The following is a 16,159-nucleotide window of genomic DNA, read 5'->3' as shown; positions in this document are numbered from 1 at the left end:
CATGCCCGCCACCCTGGTCCTGCTGTGCCAGCCGGAGGATGCGCGCCATCTCGCTGCCATTCTCGCCGGCGCCAACCGCGACCTGACCGTCATCACGGCGTCCGACCGCCCCCAGCTGGAAGCCGCGATGGCGGGCTGCAGGCAGGTCGACCGCCTCGTCGCCTTTCGCACCAACTGCGTGGTGCCGGCCGAACTGCTGCGGCGGGTCTCCGGCCCCTCCTACAACTTCCCCCCCGCCCCGCCCGCCTATCCCGGCCGCTACCCCTTCGTCTTCGCGCTCTATGACCGAGCGACGCGGTATGGGGTCACCGCCCACGAGATGGTCGAGCGGGTGGATGCCGGCCCGATCGTCGGCGCGCTCGGCTTCGCCCTGCCCGCCGATCCCGATCCGGTCTGGCTGATCGACCAGGCCCATACGGCGCTGGTTCAGCTGTTCGTGATGCTGGCGCCGCAGTTGGCGGCGACCGGCCGGCCGCTGCCCCGCGCGGAGCTTGCCTGGGACCAGAGCCGCCGCTGCACGGCCAAGGCGCTGGACGCGCTGCGCACCCTGCCGCCGGACATCGGTGCGGAAGAGCTGGACCGCCGCCTCCGAGCATTGCGCAGCGTCAGGTACGAAGGCATCCGCCCCTGCCTGACCCTGCACGGCCGCCGTTTCGTTCTGGACGAGGATTAGCCCCCCACCCCATCGAGCGCGTCGAGCAGGCGGCGGGCGGCGGCATCCCAGGTGAAGTTGTCCATCAGATGGCGGGCGGCGTCGCGGCGCTCGCCCTCGGGATCGCGGATGACGCGGGCCAGGATGTCGGCCGCGGCGTCCTCGTCCGGGTGCCACCAGTCCAGCCCGTGGAAGGGCGGGTAATAGTCGCTGCTGTAGGGCATCAGCGCCGGGCCGGTGGCGCAGGGAATCAGATGGGCGACGCGGTCATCCAGATAGGCCGTGTAGGCGCTGTGCCGGGGGGCGATCAGGTCGGCGCCCAGGCAGCCCGCCCGGGTGATCGGCAGGTCCCAGCCCTCGCCATGCGACAGGCTGAGATAGTGGGTCGCCATGGCATAGATGCCGGCGAGCGCCGCCTCGTCATAGCGATCGGTCAGCAGAACGATGGGGGCGGCCTCCTCCAGCCGGCGGCCGGTGGCGTGGATGCAGCGGTCGACCAGGCGGCGGATCTCGCCGGCGAGCGCCGATCCGCCCTTGCCCACCTTCAAGATCAGAATCGCGTCGTCGCCGGCGCGGGTGGCGCGCAGCCAGACCCGCAGCAGCCCGTCCAGGTTCTTGCGCGCCACGAAGTCGGAGATGTTGAGGACCCGCACCCGGTAATCCATCACATCCCGCCCGCGCGGACCGGCGACGGCCAACGGCCGTGCCGCCGCATCGGCCGGATGGGGGGCGATGCCGGGTGGACAGACACGGATGCGGTCTTCCGGATGGCCGGCGGCGATCCAGGCCAGGCGCGAGGAGTCGGTCGGAACGATGACCATCTCGTGCGTCCGGCTGCAGGCGGCCCAGGCCGTCGGGATGCGCGGCCCTTCGAACATGGTGTAGTTGACGGTCGGCAGACCGGGGACCGGCTCGACCAGCAGCGGGGTCAGCATGCTGAGCGCCAGCCGCGCCCGCACCGGATCGCCGAGCCTCCGGGCCGCCGCCTGCAGGATCGGGTCGGCGAAGGCCGGGCGCCAGCTCTCCGCCCCGGTCAGCCCCGCCAGCCGCAGGGTCGTCCCGCACTCCATCAGGCTGCGCACGAAATGCTGGGCGAAATCGCCATATCCCGACAGAACGGAGAAGGGTGCCCGCACCAGCAGCCCGTCGGGCGTGTGGGGCTGGCCGGCCTCCTCGGTGATCTGGCGGTAAAGCCGGGCACGCTCCAGCATCGCCGAGGACTCCTCGACCGCCGGCTTGCTGCCGTCCACGCCGGGTCCGGCAGCCAGAAGGGTCTCCTCCGCCAAGTCCGGGCGGCCGAGCGACAGCCAACCACCGGCCAGACGGGTGCGGGCATCGGCATGGCCGGGATGCCGCGCCAGGACAGGGGTCAGCAGTTCGACGGCTTCGGCATAGGCGCCGCTCGACAGCAGGGTCACCGCCAGCGGGACCTGCCGGTCCGGATCGGAGGGACACAGCCGGGCGGCATGGCCCAGGTGACGCCTCGCCCCGTCATAGTCGCCGAACCCGTGCAGGAGGTTGCCGAGCCGGCCCTGGATGTCCGCGTCCTCGGGCGTCAGCGTACAGACGGCACGGAACTGGGCGGTGGCCTCCTGCTGGGCACCGCGTGCAAGCAGCACCACGGCCAGATTGATCCGGGCCTGCGCGAACAGCGGCTCACGCGCCAGCAGCTGACGCAGCCGCCGCTCCGCCTCGTCCAGCCGGCCGGCCTGGAACAGGATGACGCCTGCCAGATTCAAGGCGGTGCGGTCGGCGGGATCGTCGCGCAGCACCTGCTCCGCCAGGATCAGCGCCTCTCCGCTGTGTCCGGCCTTGTAAAGGTCGATGGCGCGGGCGGTGTCTTGTTCCATGGCGTGGCCTTGACCGGAAAAGGTGGGGAGAGGCGCTTGGATAAAGGAAACGGGGCAAAGAAACGGCGCCTTGTCGGACCTTTGGCGGTTTCGGCGGGATAGCACAGGCGGAATTGGCCGGTCAATCGACCCAGGACCGACCCTGGGGACTAACTTGGGGGCCGCCCCTGGCCAGCCCCTCAGCGGCCTTTCTGGAAAGAGATTTCGGGATGAAGGGTCACCTGACGCCAGCTGTCGCTCATGGGATCGGCACAGATCTCGGCCAGACGGTTGAACATGTTGTGGCCGTTCAGGACGGCGGCGCGCTGCCGTGCCAGCAGGGCCGAGACATCGGTGTCCCTGTGCATTTTCATGAAGTCCATGATGCGCCGGCATGACGCCTCTGGGCCACGGATGTCGATCTCGCAGAAGGTCGATGGGATGAGCGCTTCCCTGATCTTCATCCATCCATGATAGATGGGAATGGGCCGACCGAGATAAGCGTAAGAAAGCTTTTCCGTCCAGCAACGATCGCTTTGATATTTTTCTATGTACAGATGGAATTTTTTACGGAGGGGCGGCGGACCATCTGTTGGCAAACTCGCAGCAATCCCGTCCGTACAGATGCAACTTGTCTCCAATGAGGGCCTTCAGCTGCCGCAGGAATTGTGCGCGGGCGAGATGCCCTTCGGTGACCACCTTGTCGGACACAATGGCGGAAACGGCGAAAGCCTTGTCCACTCCCCGTCACGCTGGACAGCAGGTCGTAATCGATGGGTCCCGATCCGGGCCATGCCTCCGGACCGAACAGCCCGATGTGCCAGGGCAGCGGAACCTGGGACGGCAGGACGCGGGGATGGAGCAGATCCTCGTGCAAAGGTGACGACCAGATCGAACTGGTCCAGGGAGCCACGGCAGCAGCGGGACAGGGACGGCGGCTCTCCGGTCGCCTGGACGAGCTTTCCTTGCCGGCAGGTCACCATCCTGGGACGATCCAGAACCTCGTAGACCACCACCCAATCCGACCGTCCTTCCTCCCGGTTGGCGACGAACTGGTGGTTCCTCCAGCGTCCAGTACCGCCGGGGGTCTGCCGCAGCCAGAACTGGTCCCAACATTTGTACAGCAGATTGACGGTGATCGGATCGGACGGCGCCCTCTTCGGCTCCGCCCGGACGCGCAGGGGGGCGTTCAGGATGCGCTGCCGGCTCTCGATCTCGGCCAGGCCGGCCAGGGCCTCCTGGTCGCCGGGCAGAAGGCGGGATAGCTCGCCATAGCCGTCCTTCGCCTCGTCCAGCTGGTTGAGGCACTTCGACAGCGCCGCGGCAAAACGCAGCAGCACCGGCTGGCCGGAGAGCAGGGCCATCGCTGGGCGCGCAAGGCGAAACGCCTGCCCGTCCCACCTGACGCCTTCCAGCCCCTGGGCCAGGATGAACCATTGATTGGCATCCGCCGGATCGACGGCAGCCGGTGGACGCACTGCCTCAGCAGGGACTCGAACTGGCCGGGGCGGTGAACTGAAGGTGCCGGCGCATCGATCGGCGTGACTGTCGGGAGGTCGTCGCCCCCACCAGTCACGGCGGAGGGTGGGGTTCGGGGAAGAGGGCGCCAATTTCGGACAGTCCGCCCGCCTTTTCAACATGAAGCACCCTCCGCCGGCTCCCTGCTCGCTCCTTCAGCCGGCTAATGGAGACGCTATGAAACCGGCAGGCAGGCAGCCTATAACTCGCGGGCCTTCCGCCCGTGTCCTTTCGAAAAGGCTGTCCGACCCATGAAGCTCCTCATCATCGACTCCCATGTGACGAAGGCGAGCGATGCCTACAGCGAAGCGGAAGGAATGGGCGGGATCGCCTCGTCGCTGATCTACCTGTCCGACAGCCTCGCCGCTGAGGGGCACGAGATCCTGCTCGCCATCGCCAGCGAACCAAGCACGCGGCGAAGCGGGGTCAGGGTCGTCGACTGCACCAAGGTCACCGCCGCGGACCTGGACGGGATCGAGGCGATCATCGTCAGCAACAACGCCAACAACGTGACCGCGGTGAAGCGGTTCCTCCCCGCCGTGCCTGTCTTCCTGTGGGTCCACATCCAGCACGATGTATGGTTCCACGACCTGAAATGCCTGGCCCACTATCTGGACACCGACCACGCGCGCTCCGCCGACGGCATCGTGTTTGTCAGCGAATGGCAAAAGCGGGTTTTTCTGGAAAAGTTCAAGGACACCATCCCGGCCGAGCGGTGTCATGTGATCCGCAACGCCTGCAACCCCTTCGTCTTGCGGCAGCGCGACGACGAGGCGGCGCTGTTCGACGCCAAACGGGCGGCGCTGGAGGTGGCCTATGTCTCGGCACCGACCCGCGGGCTGGAAACGCTGCTGAAACTGTGGCCGGCGGTGCAAGCCGAATGCCCGACCGCGACGCTGGCCGTCTATTCCGGACAGTCGATCTATGGCATCGCGCAGGGGGACGACCCCATCCACCGCCGGCTCAGCGGCATGACCATGGAGGGTGTCGACTATCGCGGCCCTCTGTCCCATGCCCGCCTGACCGAGCGGCTGCTGGACACCGCCGTCATCGCCTACCCCACCGCGTTCGAAGAGACCTCCGGCATCGCCCCCATTGAGGCGCTCGCCGCCGGCTGCAGCCTCGTCTGCACGGACCGCGGCGCGTTGCCGGAAAGCACGGCCGGCTTCGCCACCATGATCCCCTACGGCGAGGGCGGCGACAGCTTCGAAGTGGCCTTCACGGCCGCGCTCATTGCCAAGATCAGGCAGTGGCGCAACAGCGACGGCGCGGATCTCCGCACTTCGCTTCAGCACCAGCGGCAGGCGATCACCGCCAATTACCGCTGGGAGAACCGGGCTCTGGAATGGAAGTCGCTGATAGCCCTTTACCGGACGGGGCGCTGACGGAAAGCAGGTTCCGGCTCGCCTGACATGGCCACCGCGCCATCCGGCATCCATGCGATCGCCACCGAAGCGATCCGTATTGAGGAAAGAACGATTCCATGTCGCCCGATATGAACCCGCTAATCGTTACGGGATCCGACCAGAAATACTTTGAGGTGCAGTGGAGCTTCCTGAGAGCTTTGAAGTATTTCGAGGAAACCCGCCACATTGATTGCGTCGTGATCGATGCGGGTCTCGCGTCGGAGCAGAAGGCAAGGCTGGAAAGAATCGGGGTGAAATCCGCCGAAGTCGGGTGGGGATTTTCCTTCATGGACAGCCTCAACATCGCGAAACTGCCGCAGCATATGAAGTGCCTGACCGCGCGCCCCTTCCTTCCTTCCATGTTTCCCGGATACAGCCATTACATTTGGATGGATGCGGATACCTGGATACAGTCCGGCAAATCGGTCAGGGCCTACCTGGAAGCGGCCAAGGATGCTGATCTGGCGATCGTCCCCGAGCTTCACCACACGTTCGAGTATCTGTACCGCCCCAACGATGCGTCCCGCGCCAGCCATCGCTTTATCTATCAGAGTTGCTACGGCAAGGAGACCGGCGACATCCTGAGCATGTTGCCGGTGCACAATGCAGGTGTCTTCGCCGCCCGAGCCGAAAGCCGCTTGTGGAGCGAATGGAGCCGGGAAATGAGCGAGTGCGTCATGCGCGCCCGCTTTCTCAACTGCGACCAGGCTTCGTTGAACTTCCTGATCTACAACCAAAACCTGACGGCTGTCCGCCTGCCGGCGGAATTCAACTGGGTGTGCAGCTCCAAAATTCCGGAATGGGATCGGGAGGAGGGTGTCTTCGTGTCGCCGGGTCCCCTGCCCCGGCGGATCGAGGTGATGCACGTCACGGGAGCGGCGCTGTCGCAGAAATGGCATGACATCCGCTGCCGTCAGGGCGGAACAGTCCAGCGCAGCCTGCTGTCGCCCTTCCCCCAAGTGGTGCCCGACGGCTCGCCGGCCGGTTGACGGATGGCTGGCAGACGGCGCATTGGCGGGGGGCGGGGCGCCTGCCTGCCAATGCGCTGCCTCCCGCTTATCTCTTGCGCGCCACGAAGATGATCGGCGTTTCCCAGTGCAGGCGCCGGGCCAGCCAGATCGCCGGCTCCAGCAGGCCGGAGCGGTGGACGAAGGTGACGATGCGCTTGGCGACCGACAGCGCCGCCCAATCGCCGAAGCCCAGCGTGCGCAGGCGCTGCTCAAAGACGCCCCAGCCCCAGTCCAGCACCTCCAGCCCGTCGGGATGGCGGCGGAGCCAGCGGTCGAACCAGGGGCGGTCGATCAGGTTGAGGGTATCGACGTAAACCGGGTCGCGACCGAACAGCCGGACATAGAGTTTGGCCAGCCCGGCCGGCATCCGCGGCAGCCATAGGATGCCGTAATGCCCCTCCCACCAGGAACCGTAGTTGGGCACGACGATCAGCAGCAGCCCGCCCGGCTTCAGCACGCGCAGCGCCTCGTCCAGCACCGCCGCCGGGTCACCGACATGCTCCAGCACATTGGAGGAATAGACGATGTCGAAGCTGGCGTCGGGGAACGGGATCGCCTCGCCGGTGGCGTCGCGCACCGCGTCGGCCGGCAGGCCGTAATGGTCGATCAGCCGGCGGCAGACGTCGAGCGTGGAGCTGTACTCGCCCATACTGGGCTCGATGCCGTGGATGTCGAGCCCATGGGCGGTGCGTCCGCGCACCACGGTCATGCCGCAGCCGGAGCCGACCTCCAGGATGCGGGATCCGTCGGCATCGACGCCGGCGGCCGCGGCGGTCCGCCGCAGCTCCGCCACCTGCTCGTCGGCGCGCGCCTCCGACAGCATGTCGCGCACGACGTCGTTCACCGGCACGCGGGTGACGCCGCCGATGAAGCCGCTGTCGATGTAGCCACGGGACAGCAGCCGGCCCAGTTCCTCCCAGTCGGGAGGAGCCGTCCCGTCCTGCCGACCCGCTGCCGCCTCAGGCATTCTTCGTCGCCCGGATCACGAAGATCGTGGCGCTCTTCATCCGGCCCAGCCGGTCCTGGATGCAGTCTGCCTTGAAGCCGTTGCGCTCGAAGAGTGCCACGATCTCCTCGATCGAATAGAAGGTCTTGTAGGGCGGATAGTACCAGTCCTCGACCTGGGCCTGGATCGACACGTTGTCGGCCCGGCGGTTGATCTCCTGCCCCTTCAACATGCAGGCGACCTTGGTCAGTCCGGTGAAGAAGCCGCCGACCAGCTTGCGCCGGGCCGGCGTGTCCATGTAGGCGCGGCAGAAATGGCGCACGCCCTCATGCACCGGCGACAGCCAAGTCTTCAGGTAGAGACCGAGATAGACGGTGCCGCCCGGCTTGGTGACGGCCATCAGGTTGCGCATCACCCGCATCGGGTCGGGCGCCATCATCGCCACGCCCCAGCACCAGACCAGATCGAACGGACCGAGGTTCGGGTCCAGCTCCTGCAGATCCTGGTGGTGGAACGCGATGTTGTCGCGGCCAAAGCGCTGGGCCTGCTGGCGCGCGGTGGCGAGGCTGTCCGACGACACGTCGACCGACACCACCTGCTCCGCCATTTCCGACAGGATGACCGAGCAGATGCCGTGGCCGCAGCCGGCGTCGAGCGCCCGGCCGATCTGCCGCTCGGTCAGCGTCTCCAGCATATACTTCTTGGTCTCGTCGTAGATCGGCACGAAACGGGGCCAGAAGTCGTCGTAGAATTCCTTGGTCGCGAGATCCATGGGGCTGCCCTTCCGCCCTGTCGAGGGCGTCGCTTTGGTCGTGATGATGGTGGTCTTAAGGGGTCTTGGACGACGCCGTCCAGGGGGAATAGGGCCTGATCCGCCGCGCCGCCGCATCCGGCTCTACGAACAGGCGGGCGTTGCGGTTCAGCAACGCCGCCAGTTGGCTGTAGCCGCTCTGGGCGCTGACGCCCAGCACGTCGGCGTTCATCAGCACGTGGAAGTCCTGCAGGAACTCCAACCCCTGCCAGGGCTGCACCGCCCCGTCCTTCGCCAGATCGTCCAGCGAGACCGGGGCGAACTCCGCGAAGTCGGCGATGGTGGCCGGGTCGTCGGTAGCGATGTAGAGCACCGGCCGCTCCAGCGTCGGCCACAGCCCCTTCAGCCAGTCGACGTACCAGGCGGTCTCGGTGATGGTGTAGCGGAACCAGACAAAGTCGCCGCGCCGGATGTGCAGCGCCACCACCGTGTCGCCGCGGTCTTTGAGCGCCTGCATCACCGGATCGACATGGGGCAGCCAGTCCGGCCGCGGCCGCAGCCAGGACTGCACCCGCTCGCGCCACTCCTCGCGATGCTCGAACAAGAACAAAGGCGAGAGGATGTCGACGTCCGGACGCGGGTCGTCGCGCCGCCCGGTCACCAGGTCGTTCAGGATGCGCCGGGCGAAATGCATCGGCTTCAGCCCGCCAGAAGGCCGGGGATCGTCGAGGTCGAAGTAATAGCCGCCGACCCAGTCCGGCGTCTCCAGCCGGTAGCCGAATGTCTCGGCGTAGAGCCGCAGCAGCACATATTCCAGAACATTGTGGGCGAAGCGCCCATGGGTGGCCAGCGTGGAGGAGCAGATGCGCGGCGCGGACGGATCGGGGTTGGCCGGCCGCTCCAGCCGCTTGCCCTGCCGGGCCAGAACCTGGCTCAACCCGGCGATCGATTTCACGGTGAAGAAGCGGCTGCCATGGCCGTGCACGCCGGCCAGAACCTCCACCGCGCGGTCGACCTCGCCGGCAGCCAGCCAGTTCTCGGCGACGGCGGTCAGGCAGTCGATGTGGAAGGCATCGGGAGTGGCGGCGTGGGGATAGCGGTAGTCGGCGAAGAAGCGCCGGGCCTCATCAAACCGTCCCTGGCGTGCCAGCAGGGCCGACAGCATGTCGATGGCGCCGGGCACGTCGCTGCCCGGCCGGATCAGCGCCAGACGCAGCACCTGCTCCGCCTCGCCCTCGCGGCCGAGGTCGGTCAGCACGTCAGCCAGCCGGGTCAGCGCCAGGGTGACACCGGCACGCGCGGCACCGGCATAGCTGTCGACCGCCGCCTCGGCCAGCCCGGCGGCATGCTGGGCATTGCCCTGGTTGTAGAGCGTGTTGCCCTGCCCCGGCTGGATCAGAAGCGCGCGGCGGAAGCAGGTCAAGGCACCGGCCGGATCGCCCAGCTCGAGCCGGATGTTCCCGAGCTTCCCGTGGGCGTCGGCAAAGTCCGGCTGCAGGATGAGCGCGTTACGCTGGCTTGCCTGCGCCGCCTCCACCGCCCCATTCTGGCGCAGCGCGATCCCAAGGTCATGATAGGCATCGGCACGGCCGGGGTTCAGCCGCAGCACGCGGCGAAAAGCCACGGCGGCGGTCTCCCAGTCGCGCGGACCGCCGCGCCCGCCCAGCAGGGAGGCAAGGGCCGAATACGCGCCCTCCAGCCCCGGATCGATCAGGATCGCCCGGCGGTGGGCGGCGGCGGCGGCATCGACCTGCCCCAGTTCGGACAGGGTGCTGCCGAGATTGCAGGAGGCGTCCGCCATATCCGGCGCGATGCCGAGAGCGGCACGGATCAGCTCGAGCGCCTTCTCCCGGCGGCCCTGGCGCCGTTCGATCAGCCCCAGCAGATGCAGGGCGTGGGCATTGCGCCGATCGGCCTCGAGAATGCGCAGATACACCCCGCGCGCCTCGTCCAGGCGGCCGGCACGCTGGAATCCAACGGCGATCTGCAATGCTTCGGCAACGGTAGCCATGACGATCCGTGCTGTGCGGCCCCCGGCCCCGGCCCCGCAGTCGCACCCGACCGGGGCCACCGGGGATGGCCGGCCCGTTCGGCGCGCACCCTATCGTTCCGCGATAGGCGCTTCAACTCCGTTCATGCCGCACCAAGGCTTCTCTATTCCCCGGCGATGTCACATGCAGGGGCTTCACTGTCCCCGTGCCTTCTCTGGGATCATGGTGCAACGCCCCTTGCCTTGCCCGGATCCTTTGAGGATAGTGCCCGATCATCAACGCCGTACAGATCAAGGGTCGGTCCTTTGCGCAAAGTTGCCCTCATCACCGGCGCCACCGGCCAGGATGGCGCGTATCTTGCCGAGCTTCTGCTGGGGAAGGGCTATATCGTCCACGGCATCAAGCGCCGCTCCTCCTCCTTCAACACCGGCCGGGTGGAGCATCTCTACCGCGACCCGCATGAGGAGGGCGTGCGCTTCTTCATGCATTACGGCGACCTGACCGACAGCACCAACCTGATCCGGCTGGTTCAGCAGGTGCAGCCGACCGAGATCTACAATCTGGCGGCCCAGAGCCATGTGCATGTGAGCTTCGAGACGCCGGAATACACCGCCAACGCCGACGGCATCGGCACGCTGCGCCTCTTGGAAGCAATCCGCATCCTGGGCCTGGAAAAGACCGCGCGCTTCTACCAGGCCTCCACCTCAGAGCTCTACGGCAAGGTGCAGGAGACGCCGCAGCGCGAGACCACGCCGTTTTATCCACGCAGCCCCTATGCCGCGGCCAAGCTGTACGCCTACTGGATCACGGTGAACTACCGCGAGGCCTACGGCATGCACGCCAGCAACGGCATCCTGTTCAACCATGAGGGCCCGACCCGCGGCGAGACCTTCGTCACCCGCAAGATCACCCGGGCGGTGGCCGGCATCGACGCCGGCACGCAGGACTGCTTGTATCTGGGCAACCTGGACGCCAAGCGCGACTGGGGCCATGCGCGGGACTATGTCGAGGGGATGTGGCGCATCCTGCAGCAAGACGAGGCCGACGATTACGTGCTGGCCACCGGCGAGACCCACAGCGTGCGCGAGTTCGTCGAGCTGGCCTTCGGCCATGTCGGCCGCGGCATCGAATGGCGCGGCGAGGGCGTCGACGAGGAAGGCATCTGCCAGAAGACCGGCAAGGTGGTGGTCCGCATCGATCCGCGCTACTTCCGCCCGACGGAAGTCGACCTGCTGCTGGGCGACCCCTCCAAGGCGCGCGAGAAGCTGGGCTGGACCCACACCACCGCCTTCCGCGATCTGGTCCGCGAGATGGTCGAATCCGACATGCGCCTGCTCGCCGACGGCGGCGACCACCGCTGACGCCGCCATCCGTGACCGCTTAAGGCGCTATCCCATGACCATCGGAGGAACGGCCCGCGTCGAACCGAAGACCGCCCTGATCTTCGGCGTTTCGGGCCAGGACGGCGCCTATCTCTCCCAGCTGCTGCTGGGCAAGGGCTATGCGGTCCACGGCACCTCGCGCGACCGTGAGATGGCGGGCTTCGCCAACTTGCACCGGCTCGGCATCTTCGGCCGGGTGGTCCTGCATTCGGCCGTGCTGACCGACTTCCGCAGCGTGGTCGAGGTGATCGCCCGCACCCAACCGGCCGAGATCTACAACCTCGCCAGCCAGGCCTCGGTCGGGCTGTCCTTCGACCAGCCGGTCGAGACGCTGAACAGCACCATCTCCAGCACCATCAACATCCTGGAGGCGATCCGCTTCTTGGGATTGGATACCCGCTTCTACAGCGCCTGCTCCAGCGAGTGCTTCGGCAACACAGAAGCGCCGGCGGACGAGGCCACTCCCTTCCACCCCCGCAGCCCCTACGGCGTCGGCAAAGCCGCCGCCTTCTGGGCGGTCGCCAACTACCGCGAGGCCTACGGCCTGTTCGCCTGCTCCGGCATCCTGTTCAACCATGAATCGCCGCTGCGGCCGACCCGCTACGTCACCCAGAAGATCATCCGCGGCGCCGCCGACATCGCCGAGGGCAAGGCGGAGGTGCTGGAGCTGGGGATGCTGTCGATCGCCCGCGACTGGGGCTGGGCCCCGGAATATGTCGATGCCATGGCCCGCATGCTGACCCTGGACGAGCCGCAGGACTTCGTGATCGCCACCGGCGAGGCGAGCCGGCTGGAGGATTTCGTCGCCCAAGCCTTCTCCTGCTTCGGGCTGGACTGGCGCCGCCATGTCCGCAGCAATCCAGACCTGCTGCGCCCGTCGGACATTGCGTTTAGCGTCGGCAACTCCGCCAAGGCGGAACGGCTGCTGGGATGGCGCGCCGAGCGCCGTATGCCCCAGGTGGTCACCGGCTTGGCCGACGCCGAAATGGCACGCCGGGCCACAGCCTGAGAAGCCAGCCGCCGATCTCCACAGCCTTTTTTGAGAAAGCCCGTCCCATGTCGGCCAGGAGCAAGCTCGTCATCAACATCGAGGTGGACGACCGCACCGTCTTGTTCCCGGACGGCAAGTTCCTGTCCCACATCGCCCTGCATGAAGGCGACACTCCGGAGGGTGACGGCGCGGTGCGGCTGGACGGCGTCTTCCTGTTCAACGAAAGCCGGCTGGGGCCGGAGATCGCCTGCCTGGACGTGGAGGACGCCCGCGAGTTCGCTCGGTCGATCCTGGACGCCGTGTTCCAGGGCCGCACCCAGCATGTCCTGTCGGACGCTACCAAGGTCGCGGTGGTCTTCAATCCGAATGGCTTCGTGCTGCGCTTCGGCGAAGGGGCGGCCCTGCGCGAGCTGTTCATCGGCTCTCCCGCCATCGTTCGGCTGGCCCAGGGTGTCCTGCGGATGGCCGACCGCCTGTCGGCGCTGCCCGCGCACTGACCCTCATCCCCAGCCGGCCGAACGGCTTGGCCGCGTTGCGGTCAGGCCGTCTCCTGGAAAAAGCGCTCGATCGCTCGGATCGACGTGTCGTCGTCGAACAGGACGCCGCATCGTTCGAGGATGCGCTGCCGGACCTGGGCGCGCAGCAGCGGATCGCTGCCGAGCCGGACCGCCCGGTCGACATAATCGGCCGGATCGTTCGCCACGCAGTCGTCGAGCCCCATCAGCTTGTAGAAGCCCAAGGTGTGGCGTCCGCGCATGAAAGCGCCGGGCCAGGTCACCACTGGCGTGCCGAAAGCCAGGGCCTCCAGGCTTGTCTTGCCGCCACTGTAATGGAACGGGTCGAGCATGACATCGGCGTCGGCGGTCAAGGCGATGAAATCCGCCACCGCCAGCCCCGGCAGCAGGCGGATGCGGCCGGCCACATCGGGCCCCTTGGCGGCCAGCCGCCGCACCAACGCGGCGCCTTGGCCGCGCGGATCGACGAAGATGAGGATGCCGTCACGGTCCCGCCGCAAAATGGCGATCAGCGCCTCGTCATAGTCGGGATGAATCTTGAACAGGCTCTGCGGACAGAGATAGAGCCGGCTCGCGGCAGGCAGGCCGAAATCGATGCGGGTCTTGCGCGGCTCGTCCAGATGCGGGCGCCGGTAGCGGACGGTCGGGCCGGGCAGGCGGACCAGGCGTTCGCTGTAATGGGCCTCGCCATCCTCCGGCTCCATCGCGTCGCAGCTCAAAAAGCAGTCCAAGGTGGGAATGCCCGTGGTGTCCGGGTGCCCCCAGGTCAGGCATTGCAGCGGCGCCAGCCGGGAAAAGGCGAGGAAGTAGGTGAAGGGCGACATGCCGATGTCGGTGTAGTAGAGGACATCCAGCCGCGTCTCGGCGATGATCCGCCTTGCGGCATCGAGATCGCCCGGAAGGTCGACGGCCCGGTCGGCTACCATGCGCAGATGGCGTCGCAGGTTGTCTTCCGGCCCCGGCGTGAAGAACAGCACCACCTTGAAGCGCTCACGCGACAGCCGCTCGATCAGCCCCTCGTTCAGCATGCCGATGGTGTGGTTGTAGAAATAATCGGAGACGAAGCCGACGCGCAGCCGCCGTCCGGCCTTGTCCTCCTCCCTGGCAGGCTCACGGCAATGTGCGGCGGTGTAGAGCAGGGAGGGGCAAGCCTCCCGGTACAAGGCGGTCAGCTCACTGTTCAAGGCACGATCATCGAGCCCATGATAGGACAGGAAAAAAGAGGTGACTCCGACCTCGCGCATGGGGTCGGCGATGCACAGGCCGTGCTCGCGCGCCTGCTGCAGCACCTCGGCGCAGTGGGAGCGGCTTTCCTCGATCTCAGCCACTGAGCGGGGAATGACCGGCAAGCTCAGCGCTTCGCGCACCAAAAGCCCGTCTCCTCCACCCAGCCGCCAAGCCCGGCGGTAGGCCGGTCGCGCCTCTTCCAGCCGGCCGTCGCGCTGGGCCACGATGGCAACCTTGCGGTAGGCCTCCGCCATGCCGGGGTCCAGCGCCAGCCGGTGTTTGAAGGGAACGAGCGCTTCCCGATTACGACCAAGGTCGCCCAGACAGCTTCCCAGCCCGTCGAGCAGCCGGGCATCGGCCGGCCGCAGCCGCAAGGCGCGATGGAAGGCCGCCGCCGCATAGGCTCTGCGGCCAAGGGACTGGAGCAGGATGGCTCGGTTCACCGTGTAGACCGGCTGAGCCGGATCGAGAAGCATGGCCGTGCCGATGTGACCCAGCCCCTCCTCGCCTTGGCCGGACGCGCACAAGGCGGTGCCGAGCATGTGCCGGGCAACGGCATGATCGGGCGCCAGCCGCAGCACTGCCCGCGCGAGCGCCGCCGCCTCGGTGAAGTGCCCGGCGGCATGAAGCTGCTGGGCATGGGTGAAAGCATCCTGGATCGAGACCATCGGGAGCCGGAGCAGAGTGGAGGCGAAACCGGGTCGCCGTCACCATGTGCGGCCCCATGGCCGACTCTAAAGTCTGTCGAATGCTTATTGAAGCATCGACTCCAGGCTTCTGACTTTTCCCGTGTGATTGACGGTTCGGGCGCAGACACGAACCGATCTCCCGATCCGGAAGAGCCGTTCCCGCTGAAAGACGGGCTCGAAACGCCGCTTGCCATGGAAGTTCGCACAAAGAGAAAGGGGCGCCCTTGCGGGCGCCCCTCCCTTTACCGCGGTACTTGGGCTCACAGCCCCAGGCATCAACCGAGGTTGATGTCGGAGAGCGAGAGCACCGTGCCGTTGTAGACGCCGAGCAGGCGAACCTCGGTGGCGGCCACCTGGCCGTCGCCGTTGGTATCGACCACCTGGTACAGGCCGCTGCTGGTGCCGTTGTTGGCCAGAACCAGCGTGCTCGCACCAGCCGACGAGTTCGTCAGCGTCCCCAGAGCCGTGCGGAAGTTGGCGAGGCTGGCATCCGTCAGGCTGCCGCTGACGACCGAGGTCAGGCTCACCAGCTCGTTCGAGCCGATGTTCACGCCGTTGGTCGCAGCAGACGCCGTCGAGAGCGAGGCATCGTTGTTCTTGTCCGCATCGGTCCGGGCCGTACCGGTCAGTTCCACCTTGTCGGTGCCCGACTGGAAGTTCGAGACCGAGACGAAGCCGGTGTTCGCACCCAGCGACGCAATGTCGCTGAAGGACGAGTACACGACCGTATCGGTGCCGCTGCCGGACGCCAGGGACAGGCTGTCGCCGGTACCACCCAGGAAGCGGATGCCCGCACCGCTGGTGACCGTGATCGAGTCGGTACCGGTACCACCGATCAGCGTCTCAACGCCGGAGACCGACATCGTCACACCGGTGTTGCCCAGCGTGATGACGTCGCTGCCGGTACCGCCGGTCAGCGTCTCGATGCCACGCAGCAGGACGGTGTTGCCACCGTTGCCGAGCGTGACGTTATCAGTGCCAGCGCCGCCGACCATGATCTCGATCCCGCTCTCGGCCCGCATGGTGACGCCGGTGTCGCCCAGGATCACCAGGTCGCTGCCCGCACCACCGATCATGGTGTCGATGCCGCGGGTGATGACGGTGTTGCCCGCCGCACCCAGGGTCACGACATCCGAACCGGTGCCGCCGACCAGGAACTCGACACCCGAAGCCGTCATCGTCACGCCGGCGGTGCCGGTGAAGACGATGTCGGTGTTCGCACCGCCGGTCAGGGTGTCGATGCCCGTCACGG

Annotated in this window: 13 protein-coding genes and 1 pseudogene; 6 read left to right on the top strand and 8 right to left on the bottom strand. The window is 67.1% G+C overall.

What is annotated here, in order from left to right; translation table 11 throughout:
- The first annotated feature begins 1 nt into the window (after position 1).
- Positions 2-673 carry a hypothetical protein gene (locus TSH20_RS04725; protein WP_109073654.1) on the top strand — a complete coding sequence of 224 codons (672 nt, stop codon included), beginning with the start codon at positions 2-4 and terminating at the stop codon, positions 671-673.
- Here TSH20_RS04725 and TSH20_RS04720 read toward each other — a convergent pair.
- The 3 genes from TSH20_RS04720 to TSH20_RS04710 form a co-directional block, all read right to left on the bottom strand.
- The gene (locus tag TSH20_RS04720; RefSeq protein WP_109073653.1) at positions 670-2,502 is read right to left on the bottom strand and encodes a tetratricopeptide repeat protein; all 1,833 of its coding nucleotides are present in this window, start codon (positions 2,500-2,502) and stop codon (positions 670-672) included. The genes TSH20_RS04725 and TSH20_RS04720 overlap by 4 nt on opposite strands.
- Positions 2,503-2,681: 179 nt before the next feature.
- A complete protein-coding gene (locus TSH20_RS04715; protein WP_146205472.1) occupies positions 2,682-3,080 on the bottom strand; it encodes a hypothetical protein in 399 nt (132 codons plus the stop codon).
- A 51-nt stretch (positions 3,081-3,131) separates the two neighbouring features.
- On the bottom strand, positions 3,132-3,959 hold the full coding sequence (locus TSH20_RS04710) for a hypothetical protein (protein WP_146205471.1): 828 nt from the start codon (positions 3,957-3,959) through the stop codon (positions 3,132-3,134).
- Between the two features lie 291 nt (positions 3,960-4,250).
- On the opposite strand from TSH20_RS04710, the gene TSH20_RS04705 reads away from it, so the two are divergent.
- Positions 4,251-5,384, top strand: coding sequence for a glycosyltransferase family 4 protein (locus tag TSH20_RS04705; protein WP_109073650.1), 1,134 nt, complete (start codon positions 4,251-4,253; stop codon positions 5,382-5,384).
- Positions 5,385-5,482: 98 nt separating this feature from the next.
- A complete protein-coding gene (locus TSH20_RS04700) occupies positions 5,483-6,394 on the top strand; it encodes a hypothetical protein (RefSeq protein ID WP_109073649.1) in 912 nt (303 codons plus the stop codon).
- 67 nt (positions 6,395-6,461) lie between these two features.
- On the opposite strand, the gene TSH20_RS04695 is transcribed toward TSH20_RS04700, so the two are convergent.
- From TSH20_RS04695 to TSH20_RS04685, 3 genes are read right to left on the bottom strand one after another with little or no spacing between them, the layout of a single operon-like run.
- A complete protein-coding gene (locus TSH20_RS04695; protein ID WP_109073648.1) occupies positions 6,462-7,382 on the bottom strand; it encodes a class I SAM-dependent methyltransferase in 921 nt (306 codons plus the stop codon).
- Positions 7,375-8,133: a class I SAM-dependent methyltransferase gene (locus TSH20_RS04690; protein WP_109073647.1), complete on the bottom strand. Its 759-nt coding sequence runs from the start codon at positions 8,131-8,133 to the stop codon at positions 7,375-7,377. Before TSH20_RS04690 ends, TSH20_RS04695 begins: the two co-directional genes overlap by 8 nt.
- Positions 8,134-8,188: 55 nt before the next feature.
- On the bottom strand, positions 8,189-10,123 hold the full coding sequence (locus TSH20_RS04685) for a tetratricopeptide repeat protein (protein WP_109073646.1): 1,935 nt from the start codon (positions 10,121-10,123) through the stop codon (positions 8,189-8,191).
- Between the two features lie 285 nt (positions 10,124-10,408).
- Between TSH20_RS04685 and gmd the strand changes: the two genes are divergently transcribed.
- From gmd to TSH20_RS04670, 3 genes are read left to right on the top strand one after another with little or no spacing between them, the layout of a single operon-like run.
- Positions 10,409-11,464, top strand: coding sequence for a GDP-mannose 4,6-dehydratase (gene gmd / locus TSH20_RS04680; protein ID WP_247871665.1), 1,056 nt, complete (start codon positions 10,409-10,411; stop codon positions 11,462-11,464).
- A gap of 34 nt (positions 11,465-11,498) precedes the next feature.
- Positions 11,499-12,494: a GDP-mannose 4,6-dehydratase gene (locus tag TSH20_RS04675; protein WP_109073644.1), complete on the top strand. Its 996-nt coding sequence runs from the start codon at positions 11,499-11,501 to the stop codon at positions 12,492-12,494.
- Positions 12,495-12,541: 47 nt separating this feature from the next.
- A complete protein-coding gene (locus TSH20_RS04670) occupies positions 12,542-12,973 on the top strand; it encodes a hypothetical protein (protein WP_109073643.1) in 432 nt (143 codons plus the stop codon).
- Between the two features lie 41 nt (positions 12,974-13,014).
- Here TSH20_RS04670 and TSH20_RS04665 read toward each other — a convergent pair whose 3' ends face one another.
- On the bottom strand, positions 13,015-14,886 hold the full coding sequence (locus tag TSH20_RS04665) for a tetratricopeptide repeat protein (RefSeq protein WP_109073642.1): 1,872 nt from the start codon (positions 14,884-14,886) through the stop codon (positions 13,015-13,017).
- 296 nt (positions 14,887-15,182) lie between these two features.
- Positions 15,183-16,159: pseudogene (locus tag TSH20_RS04660) on the bottom strand (calcium-binding protein); the annotation flags it as partial.

It is taken from the genome of Azospirillum sp. TSH20 (genome assembly GCF_003115935.1).
Classification (GTDB): Bacteria; Pseudomonadota; Alphaproteobacteria; order Azospirillales; family Azospirillaceae; genus Azospirillum.
Note: the sequence above shows the minus strand (reverse complement) of the source record. Positions and strands in the feature narration are given on the sequence as shown.